The sequence below is a fragment of the Flavobacterium sp. Arc3 genome, assembly GCF_041431375.1.
Lineage (GTDB): Bacteria > Bacteroidota > Bacteroidia > Flavobacteriales > Flavobacteriaceae > Flavobacterium.
The window spans coordinates 70,857-95,627 of the sequence record NZ_JASMRI010000019.1 but is presented as its reverse complement, the minus strand read 5'-3'; the positions used below and the strand labels follow the sequence as shown (position 1 = coordinate 95,627).

At 32.0% G+C, this 24,771-nt stretch carries 20 protein-coding genes; 4 read left to right on the top strand and 16 right to left on the bottom strand.

The window, feature by feature from the left end:
- The 13 genes from QO200_RS14050 to QO200_RS13990 form a co-directional block, all read right to left on the bottom strand.
- Positions 1 to 2,114 (bottom strand): hypothetical protein (locus QO200_RS14050; protein ID WP_371541085.1); only part of this gene is annotated, 2,114 nt, incomplete at its 3' end.
- 230 nt (positions 2,115 to 2,344) lie between these two features.
- Entirely contained in the window at positions 2,345 to 2,746 is a 402-nt protein-coding gene (locus tag QO200_RS14045) for a hypothetical protein (RefSeq protein ID WP_371541083.1), read from the bottom strand.
- Between the two features lie 177 nt (positions 2,747 to 2,923).
- Positions 2,924 to 3,490: a TIR domain-containing protein gene (locus tag QO200_RS14040; RefSeq protein ID WP_371541081.1), complete on the bottom strand. Its 567-nt coding sequence runs from the start codon at positions 3,488 to 3,490 to the stop codon at positions 2,924 to 2,926.
- Between the two features lie 760 nt (positions 3,491 to 4,250).
- On the bottom strand, positions 4,251 to 4,910 hold the full coding sequence (locus tag QO200_RS14035) for a hypothetical protein (protein ID WP_371541080.1): 660 nt from the start codon (positions 4,908 to 4,910) through the stop codon (positions 4,251 to 4,253).
- A gap of 148 nt (positions 4,911 to 5,058) precedes the next feature.
- Entirely contained in the window at positions 5,059 to 5,451 is a 393-nt protein-coding gene (locus QO200_RS14030; protein WP_371541078.1) for a hypothetical protein, read from the bottom strand.
- A 4-nt stretch (positions 5,452 to 5,455) separates the two neighbouring features.
- The gene (locus QO200_RS14025; RefSeq protein ID WP_371541076.1) at positions 5,456 to 6,013 is read right to left on the bottom strand and encodes a hypothetical protein; all 558 of its coding nucleotides are present in this window, start codon (positions 6,011 to 6,013) and stop codon (positions 5,456 to 5,458) included.
- Between the two features lie 169 nt (positions 6,014 to 6,182).
- The gene (locus QO200_RS14020) at positions 6,183 to 6,893 is read right to left on the bottom strand and encodes a hypothetical protein (RefSeq protein WP_371541074.1); all 711 of its coding nucleotides are present in this window, start codon (positions 6,891 to 6,893) and stop codon (positions 6,183 to 6,185) included.
- A 197-nt stretch (positions 6,894 to 7,090) separates the two neighbouring features.
- Entirely contained in the window at positions 7,091 to 8,356 is a 1,266-nt protein-coding gene (locus tag QO200_RS14015) for a hypothetical protein (protein WP_371541072.1), read from the bottom strand.
- Positions 8,356 to 9,369, bottom strand: a complete 1,014-nt coding sequence (locus QO200_RS14010; RefSeq protein WP_371541070.1) for a nucleoid-associated protein — start codon at positions 9,367 to 9,369, stop codon at positions 8,356 to 8,358. The genes QO200_RS14015 and QO200_RS14010 overlap by 1 nt, the downstream gene beginning before the upstream one ends.
- A gap of 846 nt (positions 9,370 to 10,215) precedes the next feature.
- Positions 10,216 to 10,830: an HNH endonuclease gene (locus QO200_RS14005; protein WP_371541068.1), complete on the bottom strand. Its 615-nt coding sequence runs from the start codon at positions 10,828 to 10,830 to the stop codon at positions 10,216 to 10,218.
- Positions 10,831 to 11,988, bottom strand: a complete 1,158-nt coding sequence (locus QO200_RS14000) for an AAA family ATPase (RefSeq protein WP_371541067.1) — start codon at positions 11,986 to 11,988, stop codon at positions 10,831 to 10,833. It abuts the gene before it with no gap.
- A gap of 172 nt (positions 11,989 to 12,160) precedes the next feature.
- Positions 12,161 to 12,715: a toxin-antitoxin system YwqK family antitoxin gene (locus tag QO200_RS13995; RefSeq protein ID WP_371541066.1), complete on the bottom strand. Its 555-nt coding sequence runs from the start codon at positions 12,713 to 12,715 to the stop codon at positions 12,161 to 12,163.
- A gap of 168 nt (positions 12,716 to 12,883) precedes the next feature.
- Entirely contained in the window at positions 12,884 to 15,304 is a 2,421-nt protein-coding gene (locus tag QO200_RS13990) for an RNA-binding domain-containing protein (RefSeq protein WP_371541065.1), read from the bottom strand.
- Positions 15,305 to 15,626: 322 nt separating this feature from the next.
- On the opposite strand from QO200_RS13990, the gene QO200_RS13985 reads away from it, so the two are divergent.
- Together QO200_RS13985 and QO200_RS13980 are read left to right on the top strand one after the other, a co-directional pair.
- Entirely contained in the window at positions 15,627 to 16,466 is an 840-nt protein-coding gene (locus QO200_RS13985; protein ID WP_371541064.1) for a tyrosine-type recombinase/integrase, read from the top strand.
- Positions 16,451 to 17,572 carry an IS91 family transposase gene (locus QO200_RS13980; RefSeq protein ID WP_371541063.1) on the top strand — a complete coding sequence of 374 codons (1,122 nt, stop codon included), beginning with the start codon at positions 16,451 to 16,453 and terminating at the stop codon, positions 17,570 to 17,572. Before QO200_RS13985 ends, QO200_RS13980 begins: the two co-directional genes overlap by 16 nt.
- Positions 17,573 to 17,806: 234 nt before the next feature.
- On the opposite strand, the gene QO200_RS13975 is transcribed toward QO200_RS13980, so the two are convergent.
- The 3 genes from QO200_RS13975 to QO200_RS13965 form a co-directional block, all read right to left on the bottom strand.
- On the bottom strand, positions 17,807 to 18,640 hold the full coding sequence (locus tag QO200_RS13975; RefSeq protein WP_371541062.1) for a TlpA family protein disulfide reductase: 834 nt from the start codon (positions 18,638 to 18,640) through the stop codon (positions 17,807 to 17,809).
- A 456-nt stretch (positions 18,641 to 19,096) separates the two neighbouring features.
- Entirely contained in the window at positions 19,097 to 19,363 is a 267-nt protein-coding gene (locus tag QO200_RS13970; RefSeq protein ID WP_371541061.1) for a helix-turn-helix domain-containing protein, read from the bottom strand.
- A gap of 129 nt (positions 19,364 to 19,492) precedes the next feature.
- Complete coding sequence (locus QO200_RS13965) at positions 19,493 to 19,666, bottom strand: hypothetical protein (RefSeq protein WP_371541060.1); 174 nt, start codon at positions 19,664 to 19,666, stop codon at positions 19,493 to 19,495.
- Positions 19,667 to 20,273: 607 nt separating this feature from the next.
- On the opposite strand from QO200_RS13965, the gene QO200_RS13960 reads away from it, so the two are divergent.
- The gene (locus tag QO200_RS13960; protein ID WP_371541059.1) at positions 20,274 to 23,357 is read left to right on the top strand and encodes a SusC/RagA family TonB-linked outer membrane protein; all 3,084 of its coding nucleotides are present in this window, start codon (positions 20,274 to 20,276) and stop codon (positions 23,355 to 23,357) included.
- 18 nt (positions 23,358 to 23,375) lie between these two features.
- Positions 23,376 to 24,770, top strand: coding sequence for a RagB/SusD family nutrient uptake outer membrane protein (locus tag QO200_RS13955; protein WP_371541058.1), 1,395 nt, complete (start codon positions 23,376 to 23,378; stop codon positions 24,768 to 24,770).
- Position 24,771 lies beyond the last annotated feature (1 nt).

The following is a 24,771-nucleotide window of genomic DNA, read 5'->3' as shown; positions in this document are numbered from 1 at the left end:
ATGGATGGTGTACTTTGCAGCGGAATCGTGGTGCACTTTGTAGCGGAATCGTGGCGACCTTTGCAGCGGAATATCCATAATTCAGAAAACAGTCTCAATTTTGGTCTGGGGATATGAAATGCAGTATCATTACCACTTCCTATCATACCAACAAGAAGATTATATAATGTGTCAGGATACTTTTTTAAAATTATTTCTAATATTTTTTTTCTATCCTCAGCATTTGCATTAGTCTGGGGATACCAAACTCTATAAATACTTTTTAATGTTTCATAAGGAGTATTTGTGGTTGGAAATTTATCAGGAGATGAATTTATAAGTTCGCATAGAGCTAAAGTAACCCGCATTAAATTTTCTGGCATCCAGCCAATAATATTTAAGCACCATAATAAGGGAGCTAAATCATTTGAAGTATGCAAAAATCCTTGTTGTTCTTCAAAGAATGCTACAACTGATTTGTCTTTTATTATTCTTTCTAAATTATTTAGGAAAACTGGTGGAGATGCTTCTGCAAGTATCATAAGATTACTTGATAAAGACCTCCAAACAACTATATCTTTTTCGAGTATAAATTGGATTGTACTATCAACAAATTTGTCAGGGGTAATGCTACCAATTCCGTATTTTTCACCCAATATTGATATTATTGCCAAAGTCTCACATAAGCCTTCTTTAAGATTGGATGAATATATAGGGGCTACATCTGGAGTTTGAATAAAATTACCCCTGTCGTTTAATGGAATTGAATATTTATAGGCAATCTCACTTAAAACATCTAAACATATTTTTTGTAGTTTTTCAAAATCATCATTGGAAACATATTTTGCGATATAAAGCCAAATATCTGTTGGAGAAATTAATCTCCAAACTCCATTAATATGATAGACAGGTGTATCTTCTTGATTTAATAAACTCTTTAGGAATTTTTCATATTCAGAGTATGACTTCCCGCTTATTCTTTCTATTATCTCTTTATCTCCGTCTTTGTATTCTGAGAATCTATTTACTAAAAGAATTGCAATAATATCAGCAATACTTATGTTATCAAGCCATTTGGGTTGCATATAGTCCAACTCCAATGTTCTTCTAAGAACTGAAATATTTCGACCAGTATTCTTTGTTAGTAATCGAGCCTGTTCATAGTCAATTCCCATATTCTTTAATCCATTTTCAAAATCATCCAATGAAACGATAGGTAAATCGATTTTATCTGAATTTATCTCATCAGAAGGACTCAGCGGCACTATAAGTTTATGTCCTTTGTGTATTGCAGCACTAATATCTGTACTATCTGCTTGAAATTTGGTGATAATAATTAGAGGGCAGCTACTTTGTATTAATCTGCTAAATGAATCTCTATTATCAATTATAAGAGTCTTTGATGATAAATTATTTTTTTCGTGTGCATCAATTTGTTCTAAAATGGCCACGGGAAAAATTAATGCTTCATCTTTTGTAATGGATTTTATATATAAAACGCCACTTTCGCTATTTAAGAACTGTTTTACTTTTTCAACTGCTTTCTTTCGGCTCGATCCAGCAATTATTTCAGGTAGAATCTTAACTTTCTTATTATCGCTCCATCTTTTCCAATATTCCTCGGCAGTAAATATTCCATTAGTAGGTTTTCCTAGTTTTTCTGCAAGCCAAATTTCTACCTGTGGTGCCAATTCGAGCCATTGATCTATGTCAATTGCATCTAAATATTTTACATCCTTCCAAAAATTTTCTTCTTTTTTTTCAGCGACCCACTTTTTTTTATCACGATATTTTTTACCATTAATATTAATATAAGTAGTCTCACTCGGTACTTTATTTAATGGGTTTAATTTTCTTTTTTCATAGTCTTCGTCTGCTTTCGCTTTTTTATTATTGGTTGTTCCGAATTCCCATACAGTTTCTCCAAAGGGCACAAATAAATTTTCAGACTCTGTTAATAACTCGCCATCATAACCTCCAGTATTCACATCCTCTCCATAAGAGAATTCCAAATGTCTTATAGAATTAAAATCTATTGTTGCTACAATTAGTTTCCTTATCAGTTGCGGAAGATAATATTTGCATTCTATCGTGTCCGCCCAATTCTCAATTTCTCCTGTAGTAATAAGTCTCATAGTAGGTTTTATATATATTTATACTAATTTATTTAGGTTTATTGATTGCTATCAATTACAAAATAGTAAATTTTGATTTGTGAATAATTTACAACTTACTAAAAACAAATAACTTTTTCGTGCGGCGGTTAGTTATGGTTGTTTGATAATAAGTATTCTTTTATTTCATTATTTAATTCAAAAAATCCGGTTATTAATTCCTGTGAATTCTTCATTTTTAATTCACCATTTTAATTCATAACTTCCATTTGGCTTATTATTTTAGAAACTTCTGAACTTTTAAATTCACCATTTTTATCTTTAGTAATATTTATATGGACAAGTTCTGTAACCTGAAGATGCGCAAAATCTTTTCTTATTGAAGAAATTTTTTGAATTTTATCTATTACTTTTTTATCGAAGTATTTAATATTTCTCCTAATTTTGATTTTCCCACCAATAGAAATAATTGAAGAATTCAGTACTATTTTTTTAAACGCATTTTTATTTTTAGGATCAAAGTAATCACAAATTAAAAAATCTATTTGAGATTCAATATTATACATTTGATCGATAATCCAGCCTCTAATTTCTTCAATTGTGAATTCTGATAATTTTGATTTAGGGGTTTTATTTATTCTCTGATTTTCCATTGTTGCTCGAATGTTCTTGTCAATGTCAGTTCGCATAAAATCTCTAAATGGATTGATCTTGTTTAATTTGAATTTACACTATGATTTTTTTTTAAACTCATCTAATTCCGTGTAACACAGCTTTCATTATTCGTTCTGTGCACGCAGCGATACCTTTGCTGTTAGTTGTAGTATTTTTTACAACTTCCCGTCAGTATAAATATTATTGTATAGATGGTCTTGGTAAATTGAAGAAGAGTATGAAGGAATATTATTATGGTTATAATCTTGAATTGCTCTATTTAAAATTCTCTCTCTAAAAGGAATGTGAATTGTTTTAGCTGTCCCATTATCCATTCTATCTTTTAATGATTTTGGTAATAAATTCAGTAAATTCTGAGGAATATTATTAGAAATTCTTTTATCATAATTTACATAACACACAATTACAGGAAGCTTACATGTGTCAATTGCATATCGAATCTCATATGGGACAAAATCATCATCGAATCGTGTTGTGTTTCCCACTAATAATAATAATCTAGTACTATTGTCTAATCTTCCTCTCAATGTTCTTTTAATCGTTTCATCTAAACTTCCTTTTCTCAATATTGATCCTTTTTCGTGGGAATCGATAATATTAAAATCTTTACCCTTCATAAGTTTCCAACCTTGTAATAATCTGTAATACTTAATATCAGAAGTTAAAATATTTGTCGCTCCATCAGCGGCGAACGCAACATATGTTCCATTTCTATAAGCCATAGTTTAATTGTTGTTAGTTTTAGGAATTGAGTTTCCTAATATCATTGTTAGAAAAATAAAGCTAATTATTAATTGAGTTATCGTTAAATCGACACCATCCTTATTTATTGGTCTAACAAATTCATAATTTGCTGTCAGCGAGTTAGCGAAACTAAACCAAAGAGCTTTTGTTGTTAATGGTATTTTTTCGCTCCATTCAAAGTTTAGTAGATATGGAAAGCGGTACAAGTATGCAAAACAGAGATTTGAAAAACCTACTGAAGTTAGTAAATTAACAAATCTTCGTCTTATTCTTATTGGTGTATTGTGTTGGTCGTTAGCCGTATCATTAAACCAAATATGATAGTAGAAATATGTATACAAGTTAGAATAAAGCAAATACCAGACAATTACAGTTATTAAACAATTATTTATTTGAAATTTTATTAGAATAACTAATAGAATCCATTTCAATATTATGAATGAGTCAATTGCAATTCTATTAACTGACAATTTATCTCCTTTACGAAATATTTTCACAAGCAGTAGCTTATATAATTCAACTAAATTGAAATATTTTAGATTTGTAATTACAAAATTAATTATTGGATAAAGTAATCCGTTTTTCATTTGTGATTGTTTTTAATATTACAGTATAAAATTTCGCCACTTTGAGATGGCTGAAAAATCGTAAACGCTCAATTTTCGGCGTAACGAAAACGTGATGCGAAACGGTAATTCCACTAAATTCCAGCTAGCTCAAAGCTGTTATACACTGGTTTTATATTTTCCAACATAATAAAAAGTCTTTAATTTTAATTAATTTATCAAAATTATTCCTAGCATTCTTCCAATATTCAGAACTCTCTATACTTAGTTTAAGTAAATTAAAAAGTTCACTTGAGTTTTCTCTATTTTCATCTTTTACAGTACTTAAACTTTCAATTGCAGTTTTAATGATTTGTTTCATTTCAATAAATGCGTCTTCAATTCTATCTTCGCGGATTTGTGCAAAGGTATGGTCAGTAATAATATTATCAATTACTTGAAAGAATAAGATTGAGGGAGATGGAAGATTTTCTCTATTTAATAAATTTTGCACTAAATATTTTGGAGAATAATTGCCAGGAGCATCAACTCTCTCAATCCCAAATTCAAATCTGATAATATCCGATTTCCCTGCTTTATTAATCGTTTCATCTACATAATCATTATTCAGATAAAAAACCGTCAAGTATCTACTCGAAATTTTATTTAAAGCTTGAAGATAATCTTTATCTCTTAGTAATTTAATGATTTGTGGATCATCTAAATCAGATACAATAAAAGCAAAAGCCATTGCTCTATTTTCTGTTTTATGTTGATGACAAATCTGCAGGATATATTCTTCTAATGATTCTGAATGTCCGTCTTCTAAATTTGGATATATTATTTGATGCATAGTTTTTTTTTAGCTTGTGTACTACGTTATGCCACTTTGAGATGGCTGGAAGTTCGTAACCGCTCAATTTTCGGCTTAACGAAAACTTAATGCGAAACGATAATTCCACTAAATTCCAGCTATATCAAAGCTGTTGTGCGACGTACTATTATTTATTTCCAACTTTATTTAACTCGTATGAAAAGTCATTTAGGTCTCCAACTTTCTCCCTTAAAATTAATTTGGTATCTGAAATATATTCAATAAAATAATGGTCTTTTCTGGAATCTGAATCTATTGTTACTAATGAGTCACCTTTGATAATATAATCTTTTAACACAGCTTTATTTTTTTCTAAACGTTGTATATCTGAATTTATGTTAAAAAACTTACCTTCTTCTGTAAATTCCATTTCACAATAACGAGGTTCTATATTACTAAAAGCTTTATTTGTATTTGTTCCCTCCCAATTGCCAATAATTTTATTTTCATTTGGTGATTTACAATTTACAAATACTAATATGAATAATATAAATATTGATTTTAGATTTTTTCTTTCCATTATTTTAATTTTTATAAGTCCAACCAAATTCAGATTCGAATTTTCTACGTAAATCGGTTTCAATTTGTTTTGGTGCTCGTCTAATATATTCTTCTGCTCTTGATTTTTTATTTACGTCCAAATTATTTAGGTAATCAACGGCTTCTTCCAAGGAAGGTTCGTTATGACTCTTTTTATTAAATTTAGTTGGCAAATTTGTCCATATTACAGCATCTATCTTTAAATCTAAAGCCCAATCTCTAAGAACAATTTTTAATTTATCATTTGTTATTATTTCATCGCTTTTGACACATCCAATTAAACTTGAAATATTCTTTTCTGCAATTCCTTCACGAATTGATAAAGATTTTTTAGCTATTTCTAAATTGGTAGTTGACATTTCCGCCCATAAAGTTCTAATAGGTTTTGCAGATTTAGTAATTACAAGTGTTAATCTACCATCATTTGATTGTCTTGCGAATTCAATTGGCAAAAACGGACCATTTTCAAACCATTCGCGTTTAATTAATAAATCTTCAGGATTCCATATTAATGAACCCCAGCCTAAACATACAATTTTCATTTTTCTTCTGTTTTATTTTATCCCAGTTTTTTGTTAGTATGTCGCACAACGGAAGGCCTCTTTGAGATGGCTGGAGATTCGTAACCTTTCAGTTTTCGGTTAAACGAAAACTTGATGTGAAACGATAATTCCACTAAATTCCAGCTAGCTCAACTGTTATATGCCGTTTCTATTTTACTATAAATAGTTTTATCATTTCAAATAGTCCAGAAGAAGTTAGTCCAGTGAATATTGGTAATCCAACATTTTTTATAAGTTCTCCTATACTTAGCAATTGAGGTTGAATGTCTTTTTCTTTTGAAAGTTGCTTAACTGCGTAATTCATTTCTAACTCAAAATCTTCACGAATATCCTTGTCTAATTTCTCAATATCTTTCCTAATTAATGAGAACAATTCATTTACACTTTCTTTCGTTTGTTTTATTTTCTGTATTTGACTCGAGTAATTTGAATCTTGTTGAATTTGCAATGGAGCATTTATGTCACCTGTTGAAATTGTATAACTTTTTGACTCAGATTTAGGATTCTTAACATTGAGCCAATCTTGAATTATTTTTGCGTAAGATTTACGACTTCCACGGTCAACTAGGGGTAAAATAGTGTAATTTATTTGAGAAAAAAATTCAGTTGGATTTCCTAAATATCTTTCCAAGTGATAATCCAAAAATAGAGGAACTTTATAAATTGGTTTTAGAGAATACATTACCTTTCGAAACTTTATATCGTACTCTCGGTCAGTAGCTGTTTTAAATACTTTATTAATCTGAATGGAACCACCAGTAGGATTTATTTGATTTTGACTCATTACATCATCAAAATACGGAATTTCAAATTCATTTACTTCTTTTCCTTCTTTTGAAATTGCGTAAAATGTGTTCATTTTTTAATTTTTTATAATGAAAGTATAAATTATTTAAGTTCTATTTTCGCCAATTTTCATTTAAATGGCATATAACATTTTGCCACTTTGAGATGGCTGGAAGTTCGTAGACGCTTAGTTTTCGGATTAACGAAAACGTGATGCGAAACGGTAATTCCACTAAACTCCAGCTAGCTCAAAGCTGTTATGCGACGCTTTTATTTTTCTGTTTGTTCTAAAATAATATTTCTAGTAAATGCAAATATACCAAAGGAGATTACACTAATCATAAAAACAAGTCCTGTGGATAATTCTAATTTATTAAAAATCAATATATTTAATCCGATGTTTGTTATTCCAATAATCCAAAAATAAGTTTCGCAAATGTTTTTTAACTGCTTAACTCTCATATTTAATCTTGTTTTTATTTCTGTAAAATATGTTTTTTCTTCTGGGAAGACTGTAAAAAATTTATTTGAAATTAGTTTTTTATAATCTCTTTCAGAAACTGTTTTTATGTATGCTAAATCGTTGAAATTTATTTTTAATAGAAGAATTAAGTAAATGTTAGTTATTAGTATTGTTATGATAATCATTGCTGAAAATTGTACAGAAATTTGAATTTTTTCTAACGCAAATAATGTTGTTGCAATAACAATCGGCAAACCAATTATTTTTTGAGTTATGTTAGATAGTATTTCTGAAATTTCTTTGAAGTATTTAGTTTTATATTCATCATATTCCTTTTTAATTGAATCAATGGATAAATTATTCAAATAAATTTCAAAATTTATTTTTGCATTTTTTATTATTTTATCTAAATTTTCGAAGAACTCATTAACTCTTATTTCTTTTTTACTTTTTGAAGAAAATTCAATAATTGAGTTTTTTAAAAATTTCGGTAAATGCAAATTTTCTTTAATAAAACAAGATTTAAATTCTTCTAATGGAATACTATAATTATTATTACTATCGAAATTATGTATTTCATTAAAGTAATTTATGATTAACCGTCCTTTTTCACTCAAACTTGTAAATACAATTTTTCTGTTGGTTTTGTTTACATAATCTACAAAATGGAATGCTTCATCAGAATCCATTTCTTGTGATTTTATAAATTCAATGAATTCGTTGAATGATATTGAATTTGAAAAGAAAAAGTTATTTTCATCTTCAATAAAATTAGTAAAAGTTTTGCCATCAATTAAAGAGAGCGGAACGCTTTCTTTATTGATTATTAAAACGTTTCCCTTTTTTACTACTTCATTTAATTTTAGATAATCATTTGATTTTTCAAAAATATAAAAATCTAAATCGTTTTTTTCAACAGTTAGAGATTCTTCTCTAATTTTTAGAAAATTTAGATTTAAATCAGATAATTCTCTTTCAATATCTGCAGAATATTGAAAAACAATATCGTCTGGATTTATAGAAAATGCAGATTTTTTAAATATCTCAAATATATGTTTATGATTATCTATCATTAGTTGTTATCTATTTCAACTCTTAATGCATTTGCAAAACTTTCTGATTCAATTATAACAATATTTGGATCCTCTTCTGAAATTCTAATTTTATCGTTTAAAGTTCCTCGCGAAAATTTTAAATTTATTCCATCTCGATTAACTTCAAGTTTGATGAATTTTCTAAGCTGTCTTTTGTTATATCTAAATTCTGTATCTAATGATATATCGTTTTCATTTGCATAATCTGAAACTGTATTAGGATTTCCATAGAAATGTTGGCTCAAATCTCTAATGTTGACAGTGTTATTTGGACTTGAAGAAGTATAACTATAAACTAAATTTCTAAAAGTTTCAATTGGGTATTGCACATTAGTTTCTGGGTTAATTGGGGGAACAATTTGGCTGATTATTGTGTATAATGCTTTAGTATAATCACTACTACTTTCAAGTTGTTGAATAGAAACCCAAGTTTTAAAATATTCAGAAACTTCTTGTTGTCTTAATTGTGTAAAAGAAATGTAATTTATTTCTTCATCATCAATTCGATTTTCATTTATCCGACAAGCCATAGCAAGATTTTTGGTGTCTACATATTCAACCGTTTGAATTGAAAATGAATTTTGTGTTCTCCTTAAAATTCTACCTTCAACGTCACGAATTAAAAAAATTGAAACAAAGTTATAACCATTTTCACTATATTCTGCAAAAACAAAATACCCACCCGTTGCAAAAATAACGGGTCTTATAAATTCAACTAAATTACCCATGACAAGTCTCGTAAAAGTAATGAAATCATCATTATTTCTATGAGTTTCTCTGTATTCTGAAAATTTTTCTGGAAAATATTTGCCTTCTGAATTGTCAAAGATTGCATATAAAATTCTATCGCTTTTATAACTATCTGAAAGTGCTGACACCAAAGCTGTTGATTCTTCATTAATTGGAATTAATTCCTCTGACAGCTCTATTGCAACTTCTCTGCTTTCTTTTTCTTTTATTAATTCGTGAATTATTATTTTCCTTAATTCCATTTATTGTCTTTTTTGGTTATTTTGGTTTTTCGTAGGTTTATATCTTTTCGGTGGTTTTTTCGTATGTTTTTAGGTAAAGTGTCGCATAACATGTATATAGCATCAACAAGTAACGGTTTTTTTTAAAGTTTTACCATATTTCAAGCTATATATTCTAGTTCGTAAATAAAGTCTTTTTTAACTATTATTACAATACCTACATTTAGTGATATTTTGACTTAAATTGAATGTACAATAGAAAGCTAATTCTAGCACGTCATATCTTTCATTTCTGTCGTCTAGTTCACCAGATATTTTTATAAAAATGATCCTTAATGGACTCATAAAACCTACCTATCAGTTAAATAACTAAAATTTAGATCATAATAAGCCCAATTATTTCATAGCACTGAAGACCTTAAATCTATAATTTTACTGAGTTTGCGACAAAGAGTACAGCGTGTGATTCGCGAATTGAATAATTAAGTTTGAGTGATAACAGATATTTTAATCTTATGGATTAAAAACCCCAAGATATCCCTTAAAGCAACAAAAGCAGCCCAGTTAAGAGGTTGCTTTTTTTGTTTATATTGCAGTAAATACTGAGTTTGTGGGCACGAGCGGGACGCATCGCGCCAGCATCAGTGATATTTAATGCTCAAGCCAGCAGGGGAATTGGATTTGTAATAATATAAAAGAACCGTAAAAAGCTTTAAAAAGAGGCATTTTTGCCTCTTGTAACATCTCCAATAATTTTACGATAACTCCATAGTGTTGACAGCATGTAATCGGTTCCGTTCAACGCAGGCTTCATTGTTGGCTTTTCAAGTCCAACGAACCCTTACCTATTAGCGGCTGTTTTTTTTACTAGATTTTGGATAGAATTTTTATTATTTGATTTCTTAAATAATCTGGAATTTCACGGGATAATGTTGATAAATTTTTAATTCCTTGAGCTTCATTTAAATTATTCATCTCAAATTCTTTGAGTTCAAAATAATCATATGTAAATTGACCTTTATTCTTAGTTAAAATAACATATTTATTGAAAACAATATTTCCATTTCTCCCCGTAATTATTCTTAAATGTTCATCATATTTGTCAACATTTGGATGAACTAATTTATAATGCTGGGATTGATAATAATTTGTTCCTATTTTGGTTTCATCTACTATAAAATCTAACCTAGCTTTTTTAATTTCCATATTACATCTTTTGCAAGCAACATTTAAGTTTAGTTCTTCGAATCTAAGACTTGAATATTTACTTTGCGGTAAAATATGCTCAATGTCAATGACCATTCGAAATTCATCAACAAATAATCTACTACAATAGCAACATTTGGGCAATTCATTTTCAATATAGTAATCTTTTATTTTTCTTTTAACTTCCTTGAGAACTGGGTTTTTCCAAACGTTTCCACCTGCCGTAATGGCGGTTGCAATATTTTCATTATCTTGATTTTCAAAAATTATTGGCATCTATTCTAAATCATTAATTATTTTTCTTCCCATTACTAAAACTTCGTCTAGTAATTTTATCTGCTTATCATCGTATGAGTTATCCTGAATGTTTTTTATTTCTTCTGTAAATTTATCTAATCCAATATCTTTAGAAGCTAACAAATTCATTTTGTCTATTAAGTTTTCTGATAAATAGCGATTCTCTGGCGTTGTTACATCAAAATATTCTTGATAAATTTCTTCAACATTAATTTTTTCGTTTTCTTCAAGAATAAAATTACCATTCGCACCTTTAAAAATTTTTATATTTTGGATATTAATTTCTGCACCATTTATTATTAATGGAGAATGTGTCGCAACAATAATTTTTGGCTGATAAAAATAAAATAGCTCGTTAAGTCTTGTTATGTATTCTATTTGCCATTTTGGATGCAAGCTATTTTCAGGTTCATCTATTAATATAACACAATTTTCAGTAATCACAGAAGTCAAATAAATAAGAGATGTTACCAAAGTTAATTCTCCTGAACTTGCTTTGTTTAAAGGTATATGTTGATTATTTTTATGTAGATATATGTTTATTCCACTAATTAGCTTCAAAGACTTTAATTGTTTTTCATATAAAAACATTGTAAGTAGATAAGAGTTTTTGAGATCTTCAAACTTTTCATTAGTGAAATTTATATCTACAATGTTTTCTTTGTGAAACGCTCTGTCTATATATCTATTTAAATAATACAACAAGTGCTCTTTTTCTTCACTCGTCAATTCTGAATCTATTAATTTTTCTCGAAATTCTGGATTAACACCTTTTATTTTTAAACTTATTACAGGATCAAATCCAATATATACCAATGTATTTGCTACGTTTCGTAATCTTTTTAAATCATCTTTAGCTAAGATTTTAAATGCATTGACAATTGTATTTCTTGCTAATGTTTTGCCTGTAGATGATCTGAGTATTTTAAAGCGTGAATTCCGTGAATTGAATTTGTCATAAATTGTGTTTGCAATTGCAATTACTTTAGAATTTTGACTTAGATGAAATTTTGAAATGTCGTTTAATAAAGTACTTTTTCCGCTACCATTTTCGCCTATTAATATGTTAATATCCTCATCTGAATTAGAGGGGAATAATAATTGTGAAGGAATGTTTTTAATATTAAATATAGACATATTATTAATGATTTTTTATGTGCAATTTTTGACAGCTTGCCGCTAACGTTTCCCTCGCTTGTACTTGCTGTGGACTTCGTAACCTTTCAATTTTCTGCTTAACGAAAATATGATGCGAAACGGTAATTCCACTAAATTCCAGCTAGCTCAAAGCATCTCTGTTGGCAGATCGTTATTTTATAAATTTTCCATCTTTAAAGTTTTGTACTTCTAATAAATTCCCTTCTATATCATATACATTTAGTGTTCCATTTCCATCTTTTAGAGTGCCTTTATCTAATTGCTTTCCATTGCCATTAAAACAATTAATTATATTCATTAGTTTTCCATCAGTGTATAATCTTTCACTATAAATTTTTCCATTAGTATGGTACCAATTCCATTGACCAATTAATTTTCCATTATCTAATTTTCCAATTCCTTCTTTATTTCCGTTTTCGTGGAAAAACTTCCACTCTCCGTCTTGTTTTCCATTATTAAATTTACCGATCTGGTGTAAATTGCCATTTTCGTGAAAAATTTTCCAAAAACCAATTTCTGCTCCATCAAGGTATTTTCCTTTTTGAAATATCCTTCCGTTTTTATGATAAAATTTCCATTTTCCATTTTTTAAATCACTAGATGTTCTTCCGATTTTTTTTAATTCACCACTGTCATAAGTTTCTTTTGTCATTTTACAAGAAACTAGTAATAAAGTCGTAATAATTACGATAACAATTTTTTTCATTAATTCATTCTTAATTTTTCCACGTTTAGTTTTATAATGTTTGCAACGTTATGCCACTTTGAGATGGCTGGAAGTTCGTAACCGCTCAGTTTTCGGCTGAACGTAAACGTTATAAAAAACGTTAATTCCACTAAAACCACAATCTCGCTAAATGGCGGTTATGCCCAGTTATTTTACCCAGCCTTTTTCTTTAAATATTTCTTTAGCATAATTAGAAGGATTTAATTTAAATTCAAGTTCTTTTTCTAAACTTTGTAAAATTAAATTATCTGACTCATAATCTAAACCAACTTTACATAATTTTAAAGCATCCTCATCATTTCTAATATTGTTTTTGTAATTAAGAGCGTAACCATAGGCTGTAATGGCGTTCGAATGCTTCTCTGTATAAGTGAGGTCTTCACTAAGGTAAAAAGCTTTTTGAAAATACACATTAGCTTTCTCGGCAACTTGTTTTTTGGTTTCCTTGTGATGATAATAACTAATTGATGATGCTTGTTTAGAATACCCTTGCGCTAACCCTAAACAAACTCGTTGATCATCAGGTGCTATTTTATATGCTTTCTCAAAATAATTAATACTTGAATTGATAAATTCCTTGGCATTTTCTTTATTACCTATTCTACTTTTATATTCGATATATCCTAATTCTATAAGTGGTTCAAGATAATTTTCATTTAATTGTATTGCAAATAAAAATTCCTTTTTTGCTTTCTCAACAGAATCTTTAAAAATTCCATTTTCTTCTATTTTACCCTTAATCAGATATAGGAATGGGAATTTGTTGTTTTGTGTAATCAGATTGTTTATTAATGATATAGCTAGATCATAGTCATAACTTGCAACTGTAAGAGCTCTTAAAGCACCATCTGCTAAAACTTTTTCATTATGGTTTTTTGCTTGTGAACGATAAAATAGATTAATTACTGAATTATCAGAAGAACTAAATTTTAATTTTTCTTGAAGAAAGTTTTCATATTTAGATATGATTTCCTCTTCATTATCTATATTCAAAAATTGTTTTGAATATATTTTAGCTAAGTATGGTATTGAATACCCGATTATACCTGTTTCAGTTTTTTTCTTGAAACAAAGTGAAATAGTGGTTAATTTAGGAATTGCTTGTAATCCGATTTCATCATTAGAAAAACCGCTAATATAAATTAAATCATCAGTTGATAATAGCGATTCTTTTTCAGATAATGAAAAAATGAACAAAATGGTTTTCTCTATAATTGATAGTTTTTCGATAGAGCCTTTAAAACAGAATGTTAAAATATCTTCATAAGCTTTTCCATTTTTAAGATTTTCAATAACATTTTCAATAGGGGTTCCTTGTGCTAATTGGTGAGTGATTAGTTGACCTGCTAAAGGCATACCTTTTGTGTATAAAAATAACTCACCTATATATGTTTCGTAAAGCTCTAAGAAATTACCTTCACCATTAAAATTTTTGTATTGTGAAACTAAAAAATCAGGGAATTCTTTCTCCCGTGTAAAACCATTTAAGTTTATTCTTGACAAATAAAAATCACCTAGAGTTTCTCGTGTTGTTAGTATTGCTTTAGATTTAAGAGGAAAGTGTTCAAGAAAATCTATTAAATCAGCATCATTTAAAGTTTCTAAATTATCGACAATTAGTAAAGTTTTATTTTGGTTTAAAAAGTCTTTAACTACGTCAACTATATCTTTTTCTGTTTCGTGGTCTAAGCTAATAAGTTGATTGTTTATTATAAAATTATATATTTCTTGAATTAAATCTGAAAAATTAGAAATAAATTCTGACAGTTCTTTAATACCGCTTGGAGTGTATTTATTTCTTTTCGAACTTGTCCATATTATAAAATCAAAATTATTTTTAAAAACTTTATTCTCGATTAATTGAGAAACAAAGTAATGAACAAAACTTGTTTTTCCAATTCCACCAATTCCATCAATTTGAATAATTCTATTATTTTGATTTTCGATTTTTTGATGTAAATCAGTTAAATATTCATTTCTACCAATAAATTCAGAATACATAATTGGTTGAATTGATACATTTTCAATAATTTTAAAATTATTACTTTTAAGTTTATAAAATAAGTTATCTGCTTTTATAGATCGACTACCTCTTCTACAATAAACATCTCCAGATTTAAAAACTGTCACATTTGTATTTTTACCTCCTTTCCATTTATTTTTTGAATATTGTCCATCTTTCCTAAATGGAATTATTTGACTTGAAGGGAAAATATAAATAATAAAAAAGAAATCACCATCGATTTCAACAGTATTTGTAACAAATTCTATATGACCATCAGAATAAGTATCTAATATATTGGAAATATTTGCTTCATCCACGTCTGAATCACTTCTTTCATCTAAACCAATCCAATCATAGGATTTATTAACTCCAAAAATAATATATCCACCTTTTGAATTTGCAAAAGCTAGAATGTCTTTTACAAATTCGACTTTACTTATTGTATCGGATATTTTATAAATCTCCTTGAAGTCTAATTCTTCTGTTTCTGATTTAATTTCAATATCTTTTAAATTATGAATTAATTCCTTTCTAACAAAGCTGATTTTTTCAGTTACTGTCATATTTTTATATATAGGTTTTTATAATTGGGCATAACGTTATGCCACTTTGAGATGGCTGGAAGTTCGTAACCGCTCAATTTTCGGCTTAACGAAAACTTGATGCGAAACGGTAATTCCACTAAACTCCAGCTAGCTCAAAATGGTGGTTGAACTAAACCTTCGGTAGTGTATTGTGTAAAATATAGTTCTTTGTAAAAATAATTAAAAACCTTTACAATGATAAAAAAAAGAGGATGAAGTAGTAAAATACGTTACTATCATCAATCGAGCTATCGCAGAAGTTCCCGATTTCGGTAATTTATTTCATCGCTTTAAGCGAACAATGTCAGTTCTAGGTAGAAGTGAGAGTACCTGTAGAAACTACGGTCAGCATGTTGCCTCTATGGCGCTTCATTTTGGAAAACTCCCTACTGAGCTAGATGTAGAACAAGTGCAAGAATACTTATTTCTACTTCAAAAACGTTCTAAAACACCTTCTCAAACCTACTTTAAGCACTGTGTTTATGGACTTAGATTCTTACTTAAATCCGAAGGGTTGCCTTATGAGTACCTACATTTACCTTCGATAAAACACGACAAAAAACTACCTACAGTACTCAGTAAAGAAGAAGTTTGGCGATTACTTCAACATTGTCAACTGCTTAAACACAAAATACTCATTGGTTTGTTGTACGGTTGTGGTTTGCGTTGTATGGAAGTGCGAAGTGTACGCTTGCAAGATCTTGATTTTGACCGTGAACAACTCAAAGTAGTACAAGGAAAAGGTAAAAAAGACCGCTACGTTCCCTTATCAAAACATTTAATTCGAGGACTCAAAACCTACATTGAAGCCGAAAAGCCAAAAACGTATCTCTTCAACGGACAACCCCAAGGCATAGCAGGTGGTGATTTTGATAGTCGTTATTCCCAACGTGGCGTGCAATGGGCAGTCAAACAAGCCAGTAAGGCAGCTGGGATTACCAAGGAGGTTTGTGTGCATACGCTTCGGCACACTTTTGCTACGCATTTACTCGAAGACGGACTCGATATTATCACACTTAAAAATCTCTTAGGACATGAAAATATAGAGACGACGATGGACTATTTGCATATTGCCCAACTCGACACCATAAAAGCCTTTAGTCCACTTGATACTTTGTTTGCCAAGTGCAGCACGAAGTAGCTCATGTACTGGGTAAACTAGGGCAAAACATTGAAAATTTAGGATTCAATACTTGGCAATTACGCACCTTATCGGCAGTTAGAAGATGTCGGACATCCGCTTTGGGTGGGCATATTGATGGTTGTGATACATGTGGGAACATCAGCATTAGCTATAACTCCTGTCGCAATAGACACTGTCCCAAATGTCAGGGTAAAAACCGAGAAGATTGGATACAAGCTAGACAAAGCGAACTTTTACCAGTGCCCTATTTTCATGTGGTTTTTACCTTGCCCGATAGCATCAATGTTTTAGCCATGCAAGATCCTAGATTGGTTTATGATTTGCTTTTTGAGTCGGCCTGGGCAACTTTGAAAAGTTTTGGAAAAGCCAAAGAAATCCAAACTGGGATGATTGCGGTTTTGCACACTTGGGGACAGAACCTGTCCCTGCATCCGCACTTACACTGCATCGTACCGGGCGGCGGGGTTGATAAAAATGGCAATTGGAAGAATATAAGAGGCGATGGCAAATTCTTGTTTCCAGTCAAGGCGTTGTCCAAGGTTTTTAGGGCTAAATATTGTGCGGCTTTACAAGCGAAAAGCCCCGATAATTATACTAGAGTCAAGAAACAACTTTGGGAGAAACAGTGGGTATTTTTTGCCAAAAAGCCTTTCGGAAGTCCTAAATCGGTGGTGGAATATTTGGGAAGATACACCCACAAAATAGCCATTAGCAACCATAGAATAAAAAGCATCGATACCCAAAATGTAACTTTTGATTATAAGGATTATCGTGTGGCAGGAGTAAAGAAGCAAATGACACTCACACATCAGGAGTTTATCCGCCGGTTTTCATTGCATATATTGCCCAAACGGTTTGTGAAAATACGGCATTATGGCTTTTTGAGCAGTACTTGGAAACGTCAAAAGTTAAAGCTTTTACAAGAAAAACTAAAGGTAAAAGTACTAGATAAAGTAGAGAAAAAGCCTTTTTTACCCAAATGTCCCTGTTGTAAAACAGGGAATTTACATCGAATAGCGGTTTTTGATCAACGTGGTCCGCCTGCTTGGTATCTTGGCAATAGCCAAAACTCTCCCGATACGTATCGGCACTGTGAAAGTTAATTTTACGGGTAAGGGCACTTATGCTCAAAAGTGACCGAAAACACTCAAAAACAAAGCAGAAACTACTCCAAAAAAAAGAGGACCATAAATCCTCTTGATATTCTCTCTATTTTTTTTACGATAAGTGCATAGGTTGCGGAAGTGGAAACGGTTCCGTTCAACCGGAGTTTCATTGTTCGTGCTTCGCACGCAACGAAACTCTAGCTGTTATGCGTAGTTCTATCTGAGTCCAGTTTATAATTTAGATTTACGAATAAATGCAATTAAATCGTCAACATTATTTACAACCTTTTGAATTTTGCCATTTTCGTCTACAAAAAGATGTGTTGGATATAATTGAACCCCTAAAGACTGTTTCATATAAATATCCGAATTTGGTATTACAGCATAGTTAAACTGCTTTTTTTTAAGAAAATTTATTAAATCATTTTTGTTGTCACTTGCCAAGCTTAAAAATATAACATTCTTGTCTTGTTTATAGTCTTTTACTAATTGATTTAATTCGGGAAATTCTTTTACACAAGCTACACAATGTATAAACCAACACTTTAGAATAAGAATTTTTCCCTTTGTATTTGCCCTGTTATACACGACTCCATTCAAATCAGTAAAATTAAAATCTGGTAGCTTTTTACCTTCCATTTTATAATTTGAAATCTCGGATGAAGCCGATTGCATAATTGTTGAAGTAATAGCAGAATCTTTATTATTAAGTTTAAATAGCTTATAACTTGGGATACTGTCTTTAAGAGCTGTTTTGATAGCAAAAAATTTGCCAGTAAGTAACTTATTCAAAAATTGAGTCTTATATAAAACTGTAGAATTTGTGTCTAATGCAATAAAGTCTTGGGCTAATCGAATATTGTAATAATCGTAATCATACCATGTTATAAAATCCTTTAAGATGTCCTCAGGTTTGGTGTCATATGAGATGTCTTCAGGCTTGGTAACATCGTTTTTATTTTTTAGCTCTAGTTTTGCTTTTTTTTGGGTTTGTTTACTACTATTATTACACGCTGATGTGAATATCAGAGTGCCTAAAATTAATGACTTAATAATTGTTTTCATCTTATGATTTTTATTGTACTGCGTGCTGCGAATTACGCATAACTTGTATATAACATCAACAAGTAACGCTTTTTTTAAGTTTTACCATATTTCAAGCTATATATTCTAGTTCGTAAATAAAGACTTTTAAAACTATTGTTACAATACCCACATTTAGTGATATTTTGACTTTATTTAAATAGGATAATAGTAAGCTAATTCTATTGCGGCATTTTTTCATTTCTTTCTTCTAGTTCTCCAGCTATCATTATAATGCCTATTCCTCATACATTCATAAAACTTCCCTCTCAGATATAGACCTAAAACCCATACCACAACAAACCCAATGATTTCATACCATTCCATATTTTGAATCTTTAAGTAAGGTCAAAATAGGGGTTTAAATTTTTATATAATATGCATTTTGGAAAATTCAATATGCAATTTGGGAATATTTCTTAAATCAAAAAAAGATGCCTAAGCATCTTTTTTTATTTTTTCAAAATCAAATAATGAAATAATTTCTTCTCTGAATTCTTTAGCGATACCGTATAAAACGTCAACTGTTGTGTTTGTTTTACCACGTTCAATTAACCCAATGTGATTTTTCGCCAAACCAAGCCTGAGTGCTAGTTCCTCTTGAGAAATTTTCTTTCCCGTTATTTCATTTATACAATTATTTCTTAGCTGAGCAATTCTTTTCCCCAGTAGTTTTCGTTCCTTTAAAAAAACAAGCTTATCCATTTTATAAAATTCGTACTTTGAAAAAACAATAACGGCAACATATATATTGCTTTTAATAAAAAAATTATTATATTTGTTATTGAATACATATATTTGCGATTCTTCTTATAAAACATTTGAAGCATTCGCTTAGAATCTCGCGTTAGAAAACTGGTAATTTTGCAACGAGATAATAAGTAAGATGCTCACGTCCCATGGCGTGGGCTCACTTATTGTTGCTCGGTATACCAGTACCTCTAACGCAGTAAGCTGAGTTCCATGCCATTTTTTATGCTCGATATTTTGGTATTTACTCCACTTCATTCTTAGCGTTATATCTTCATTTTTATAGTCTCGCAGCAGTTTAACCCGCTAAAACTTGTATGCCTATGATTGAATAAATGAATACTCCCTATAAAACGCCTGCACCGAAAGGTCCATTGAATAATCGCCTAGTTAATTTATTTTGAATTTGTTAGTAAAAGGTGCAGGCTTGTTTTTTTGATGGTGAATTAAGACCAAAGGAAATAGATCCACTTATTTGAAATAACTCATAACCTAAAAAACAAAACCCATGACCCAAAACCCATTTTATAACCCCCATAAATTAATAAGATGAAATACTACAGACAAATTCAAGCTGCATTAATAGTGGCATTAATAGTATTGATATGTCTTTGGATTTATGGTTGCCACAGTTGTACCTAGTAAAGAAAAAATAACAAAATATAAATCCAATTAAAACCCTGCCTATGATAGAATAAAAAGTAAACACAAAAAGCCCTTCGACTGTACTTCGGCTTCGCTCAGTATAAACTAAATCAGGGTGACAAAAAGTAAGTGCAAAAAAAAGGCCCTCTAACCGTCTGGACAACTGAAAAGAGGACCAATGCTAACAAAAACATTCATTTACATTAACTAAACCAATATTATGAAAAATATTTCATTAAACAAGGGTAGGGCGGTATTGTGGTATCTGCTTATTTGCATACTACTGAATACTAGTGTTACTCTTGCTAATACGCCCATAATCCCTACGACTTTGCTCAAAGTGGGCAATAGCTTGCGAAAGGAGAATCTGAAACAAGTTCAGATTGAACAAGTTCAGATTAAACAAATTACGGGAACAGTAACGGATAAAGGAAATCCTTTACCTGGAGTTACCGTACATTTAAAGAGAAATAATACGACAGTCCTTACTGATTTTGATGGACACTACTCCATAAATGCTTTACCTACAGATGTACTTGTGTTCTCCTTTATAGGATACAAAACGATTGCTGTCGCTGTCAATAATCAAACAATACTTAATATCCAGCTTCAAGAGGACGCTACCAACTTACAGGAAGTTCGTGTCAATGCAGGTTATTACAGCGTAAAAGAAAGTGAGCGTACAGGAAGTATTGCTAGAATTACGGCGGCGGCTATTGAAACGCAACCGGTCACAAATGTGCTTGCGACTATGCAAGGAAGGATGGCGGGTGTGAATATTGTACAGGAAAGTGGGATTGCAGGTGGCGGATTCAGTATCAACATTCGGGGGTTAAACAGTCTTCGTGAGGGTGCGAATGCTCCACTCTTTATTATTGATGGCGTGCCCTATTCGTCTGATCCTATTAGCGACCGCCAAACGTCTACGTCTATTCCTGGGGATGGCAACCCATTAGGGAGTATTAATCCTGGCGATATTGAAAGCCTTGATATATTAAAGGATGCAGATGCCACAGCAATTTATGGTTCTCGTGGTGCCAACGGCGTAGTGCTGATTACCACTAAAAAAGGCAAAACGGGTAAGACAACCTTCACAATTAACAGCAATCACAGTAGCGGAACGGTCAGCAAGATGATGCCTATGATGAATACCTCGCAGTATTTAGCGATGCGTCAGGAAGCTTTTGCCAATGATGGCATTGTTAGCTATCCCGCAAATGCCTATGATGTGAACGGTACTTGGGATCCGAGCCGATATACCGATTGGCAAAAGAAACTGATAGGAGGGACGTCTGAAGTCATGGGATTGCAGGCTTCGGTTAGTGGTGGTTCTGAACAAACTAAATATCTCTTTAGTGGTAATTATCGAACGGAAAGCAGCGTATTCCCCGGAGATTTTTTATATAAAAGAGGAGGTGCTCGACTTAGTTTTGACCATGCTTCCGAGGACAAAAAGTTTCGCATTACTTTTTCGGGAAGCTATACCGCGCAGCACAACGACTTACCATGGATTGACTTTGTAACCTTATCGAGGCAAGTTGCACCGAATGCTCCCGCACTTTATGATGCGGATAACAAGCTGAACTGGGAGAACAGTACTTGGGAAAACCCATTGGCCAATTTAGAAAGCAAAAATATCGCTCAAACCACTGACCTTATAGTGAATAGTTTACTTTCTTATACAGTGGCCAAAAACTTGGAATTTAAGACGAGTCTTGGTTTTACCGACCTTCATAATGAGGACAATCGTTCTATACCCTCTACTGTGTATAATCCTGCTTATAATTTAGGCAGTCAGTATTCCTCCATTTATAGCAATATCTTGAGCAGGCGGTCTTGGATTATTGAGCCGCAATTGAACTGGTGGGGGGATTTTGGGAAATCAAAAATTGATGTATTGGTAGGAGCCAGCTATCAAAACCAAGATAGCAAAAAGCTACTTAGCCTCGCCAGTGGATTTACAAGTAATAGCTTGCTATCTGACTTGGCGTCGGCATCGGTGACACTGATTTTGAATAATAATGCTATACTTTATAAATATCAAGCTTTTTTTGGACGAGCTAATTACACCTTTGTCGACAAGTATATTGTAAATTTCACCGGTAGGAGGGATGGTTCTAGCCGTTTTGGACCAGGAAAGCAGTTTGCTACTTTTGGAGCCATAGGCGGGGCTTGGTTGTTTTATAAAGAGCCACTGCTAGCTGAAAATAGTTTATGGCTCAGTTTTGGAAAACTACGATCTAGTTATGGTACAACTGGAAATGATCAAATAGGGGATTACCAATTTCTAAACACCTACAGTTCCTCTGGATATCAATATGGAGGTACCAATGGTTTGCAGCCTGCGCGACTTTATAATGCTGATTTTGGTTGGGAAACTAATAAAAAATTTGAAGCTGCGCTAGAGCTTGGATTTTTTAATGATCGTATTTTTTTGACAACCGCTTGGTATCAAAATCGTTCCTCCAACCAGCTGGTTGGTTTACCTTTAGCAGGAACCACAGGTTTTAGTAGCATCCAAGCCAATTTAGACGCGACTGTTGAAAATACTGGTTTTGAAGCTACGCTGCGCTTAGTACCGATTAAAACTAATAATTTTTCGTGGACGACTAATTTTAATATAACCAGCGCGACCAATAGATTGGTTTCTTTTCCTGATTTAGAATCTTCTGGCTACAGAAGCGATTATGTAATAGGACAACCTACGACAATAAGAAAACTATTTCATTTTACTGGAGTCGATCCACAAACTGGACTGTATCAATTTAAAGATGTGAATGGCGATGGTGCTATATCGTATGAAAATGACCGTGAAACAGTTAGGGATTTTAACCCAAAATACTATGGTGGACTGCAAAACCTATTTGTTTTCAAAAGCTTACAATTGGATTTTCTATTCCAGTTTGTTAAACAAGAGAATTTCAATTTTGCCAATACGCAGCGCTTTGCTGGATTATTGAGTAATCAACCATCAGCTTATGTCAACAGCTGGCATCAGGCTGGGGATTTGGCTCCATATCAGAGGTATACTACTGGCACTGACCAACAAGTTATGCAGGCTAGTGAATATTTTGGTTTGAGTGACGGTGCTGTAAGTGATGCCTCTTATATACGGCTTAAAAACATTTCGCTCTCTTACGATTTTCCACGTGAATTGTTGCCACAGTTGGGGTGTCGTTTGTCACTACAGGCACAAAATCTCCTAACTATCACTTCTTACAAAGGTGGAGATCCTGAGTTTACCCAAGGCGGTACTTTACCTCCTTTACGTGTTATTTCAGCTGGAGTGCAACTTACTTTTTAATATTTAAAATCCAAACACATGAAAAATCAAATAAGAATTCGGAACTATTCTATAAAACTACTGGCTCTGTCTAGTTTTCTTTTCATTGTAAGCTGTGATGATTTTGTTGCAGTCGACCGACCTAATTCGCAGTTGACCACGGACGCGGTTTTTGAGAACGCGACCACGGCCAATGCAGCTATGGTTGATGTTTATGCACAAATGAGAGAGAACGGACTGTTAACCGGAAAGTCTTTTGGGATTTCTTGCCTGTTGGGTACGTATGCTGATGAACTAGTTTCTTATGAAAATGGTGCTTACACGACAGCCGATTTTTATAATAATTCTTTACTAGCTTCAGATGCTTTTGTTTCCCTATTATGGAACAGTTCCTATAATCAGATTTATGCTGCCAATGCTATTTTTGAAGGAGTAGGTAATTCTGCTTCATTAGCGCCAAGTGATAAAAATCAATTACAGGGTGAGGCACTTTTTGCAAGAGCCATAACGCACTTTTACCTCGTAAATCTTTTTGGGGATGTGCCTTATGTAAGTACAACCGATTATGTTTACAACAGTACAGTGCCGAGAATGGCGACCGAAGTCGTTTATAAAAACATCATTGCCGATCTTGAAGTCGCTATTACCTTACTACCTTCAGACTATAGTAAAGCAGACCGAACTCGCCCCAATAAGGCGACAGCTCAGGCATTGCTTGCACGCGTGTACTTGTACCATGGTGATTTTGCAGAAGCAGCGAATATGGCCTCAGCAGTATTGAATGATACTTCGCTTTATATATGGGATGATAATCTTGACTCCGTATTTCTAAAAGAAAGTACTAGCACTATATGGCAACTTGCTTCTGGAAGTGAAGGTGCGAATACAGATGAAGGCAGCACCTTTATTTTCTTTTCCGGTCCGCCAGAGTTGGTTGCCTTGTCAGATAATTTTGTATCCCAATTTGAGACCAACGATTTGAGAAAGAGTCATTGGATAAAGACGGTTACCGAAGGAGGTGGCCTTTGGTATCATCCTTATAAATACAAGCAAGACATTGCTAGCGGTTCCTCATTAGAATACTCCATTATTTTCAGACTAGCAGAGCAGTACCTGATTCGGTCAGAAGCACGTGCTAGGCAAGGAGACATGATAGGTGCCAAAGAAGATTTAAACAAGATAAGACATACGGCAGGCCTACCAGATACGGATGCTACTACTCAAACAACCTTACTCGAAGCCATCTTACAAGAACGCAAGGTTGAATTATTTACCGAGTACGGGCATCGTTTTTTTGATCTGAAGCGTTTTGGGAAGCTGGATGCTGTCTTGGGTACGAAACCTGGATGGAATGCAACCGACCAATTATGGCCTTTGCCACAGTCTGAATTACTAGTAAATCCATTTCTAAAACCTCAAAATACTGGATATTAAT

What these genes read in the sequence shown, in the direction of transcription:
- QO200_RS14045 (WP_371541083.1), bottom strand. Translation starts at nt 2,746, where the DNA reads ATGGAAAATCAGAGAATAAATAAAACCCCTAAATCAAAATTATCAGAA.
- QO200_RS14040 (WP_371541081.1), bottom strand. Translation starts at nt 3,490, where the DNA reads ATGGCTTATAGAAATGGAACATATGTTGCGTTCGCCGCTGATGGAGCG.
- QO200_RS14035 (WP_371541080.1), bottom strand. Translation starts at nt 4,910, where the DNA reads ATGCATCAAATAATATATCCAAATTTAGAAGACGGACATTCAGAATCA.
- QO200_RS14030 (WP_371541078.1), bottom strand. Translation starts at nt 5,451, where the DNA reads ATGGAAAGAAAAAATCTAAAATCAATATTTATATTATTCATATTAGTA.
- QO200_RS14025 (WP_371541076.1), bottom strand. Translation starts at nt 6,013, where the DNA reads ATGAAAATTGTATGTTTAGGCTGGGGTTCATTAATATGGAATCCTGAA.
- QO200_RS14020 (WP_371541074.1), bottom strand. Translation starts at nt 6,893, where the DNA reads ATGAACACATTTTACGCAATTTCAAAAGAAGGAAAAGAAGTAAATGAA.
- QO200_RS14015 (WP_371541072.1), bottom strand. Translation starts at nt 8,356, where the DNA reads ATGATAGATAATCATAAACATATATTTGAGATATTTAAAAAATCTGCA.
- QO200_RS14010 (WP_371541070.1), bottom strand. Translation starts at nt 9,369, where the DNA reads ATGGAATTAAGGAAAATAATAATTCACGAATTAATAAAAGAAAAAGAA.
- QO200_RS14005 (WP_371541068.1), bottom strand. Translation starts at nt 10,830, where the DNA reads ATGCCAATAATTTTTGAAAATCAAGATAATGAAAATATTGCAACCGCC.
- QO200_RS14000 (WP_371541067.1), bottom strand. Translation starts at nt 11,988, where the DNA reads ATGTCTATATTTAATATTAAAAACATTCCTTCACAATTATTATTCCCC.
- QO200_RS13995 (WP_371541066.1), bottom strand. Translation starts at nt 12,715, where the DNA reads ATGAAAAAAATTGTTATCGTAATTATTACGACTTTATTACTAGTTTCT.
- QO200_RS13990 (WP_371541065.1), bottom strand. Translation starts at nt 15,304, where the DNA reads ATGACAGTAACTGAAAAAATCAGCTTTGTTAGAAAGGAATTAATTCAT.
- QO200_RS13985 (WP_371541064.1), top strand. Translation starts at nt 15,627, where the DNA reads ATGTCAGTTCTAGGTAGAAGTGAGAGTACCTGTAGAAACTACGGTCAG.
- QO200_RS13975 (WP_371541062.1), bottom strand. Translation starts at nt 18,640, where the DNA reads ATGAAAACAATTATTAAGTCATTAATTTTAGGCACTCTGATATTCACA.
- QO200_RS13970 (WP_371541061.1), bottom strand. Translation starts at nt 19,363, where the DNA reads ATGGATAAGCTTGTTTTTTTAAAGGAACGAAAACTACTGGGGAAAAGA.
- QO200_RS13965 (WP_371541060.1), bottom strand. Translation starts at nt 19,666, where the DNA reads ATGAAGTGGAGTAAATACCAAAATATCGAGCATAAAAAATGGCATGGA.
- QO200_RS13960 (WP_371541059.1), top strand. Translation starts at nt 20,274, where the DNA reads ATGAAAAATATTTCATTAAACAAGGGTAGGGCGGTATTGTGGTATCTG.
- QO200_RS13955 (WP_371541058.1), top strand. Translation starts at nt 23,376, where the DNA reads ATGAAAAATCAAATAAGAATTCGGAACTATTCTATAAAACTACTGGCT.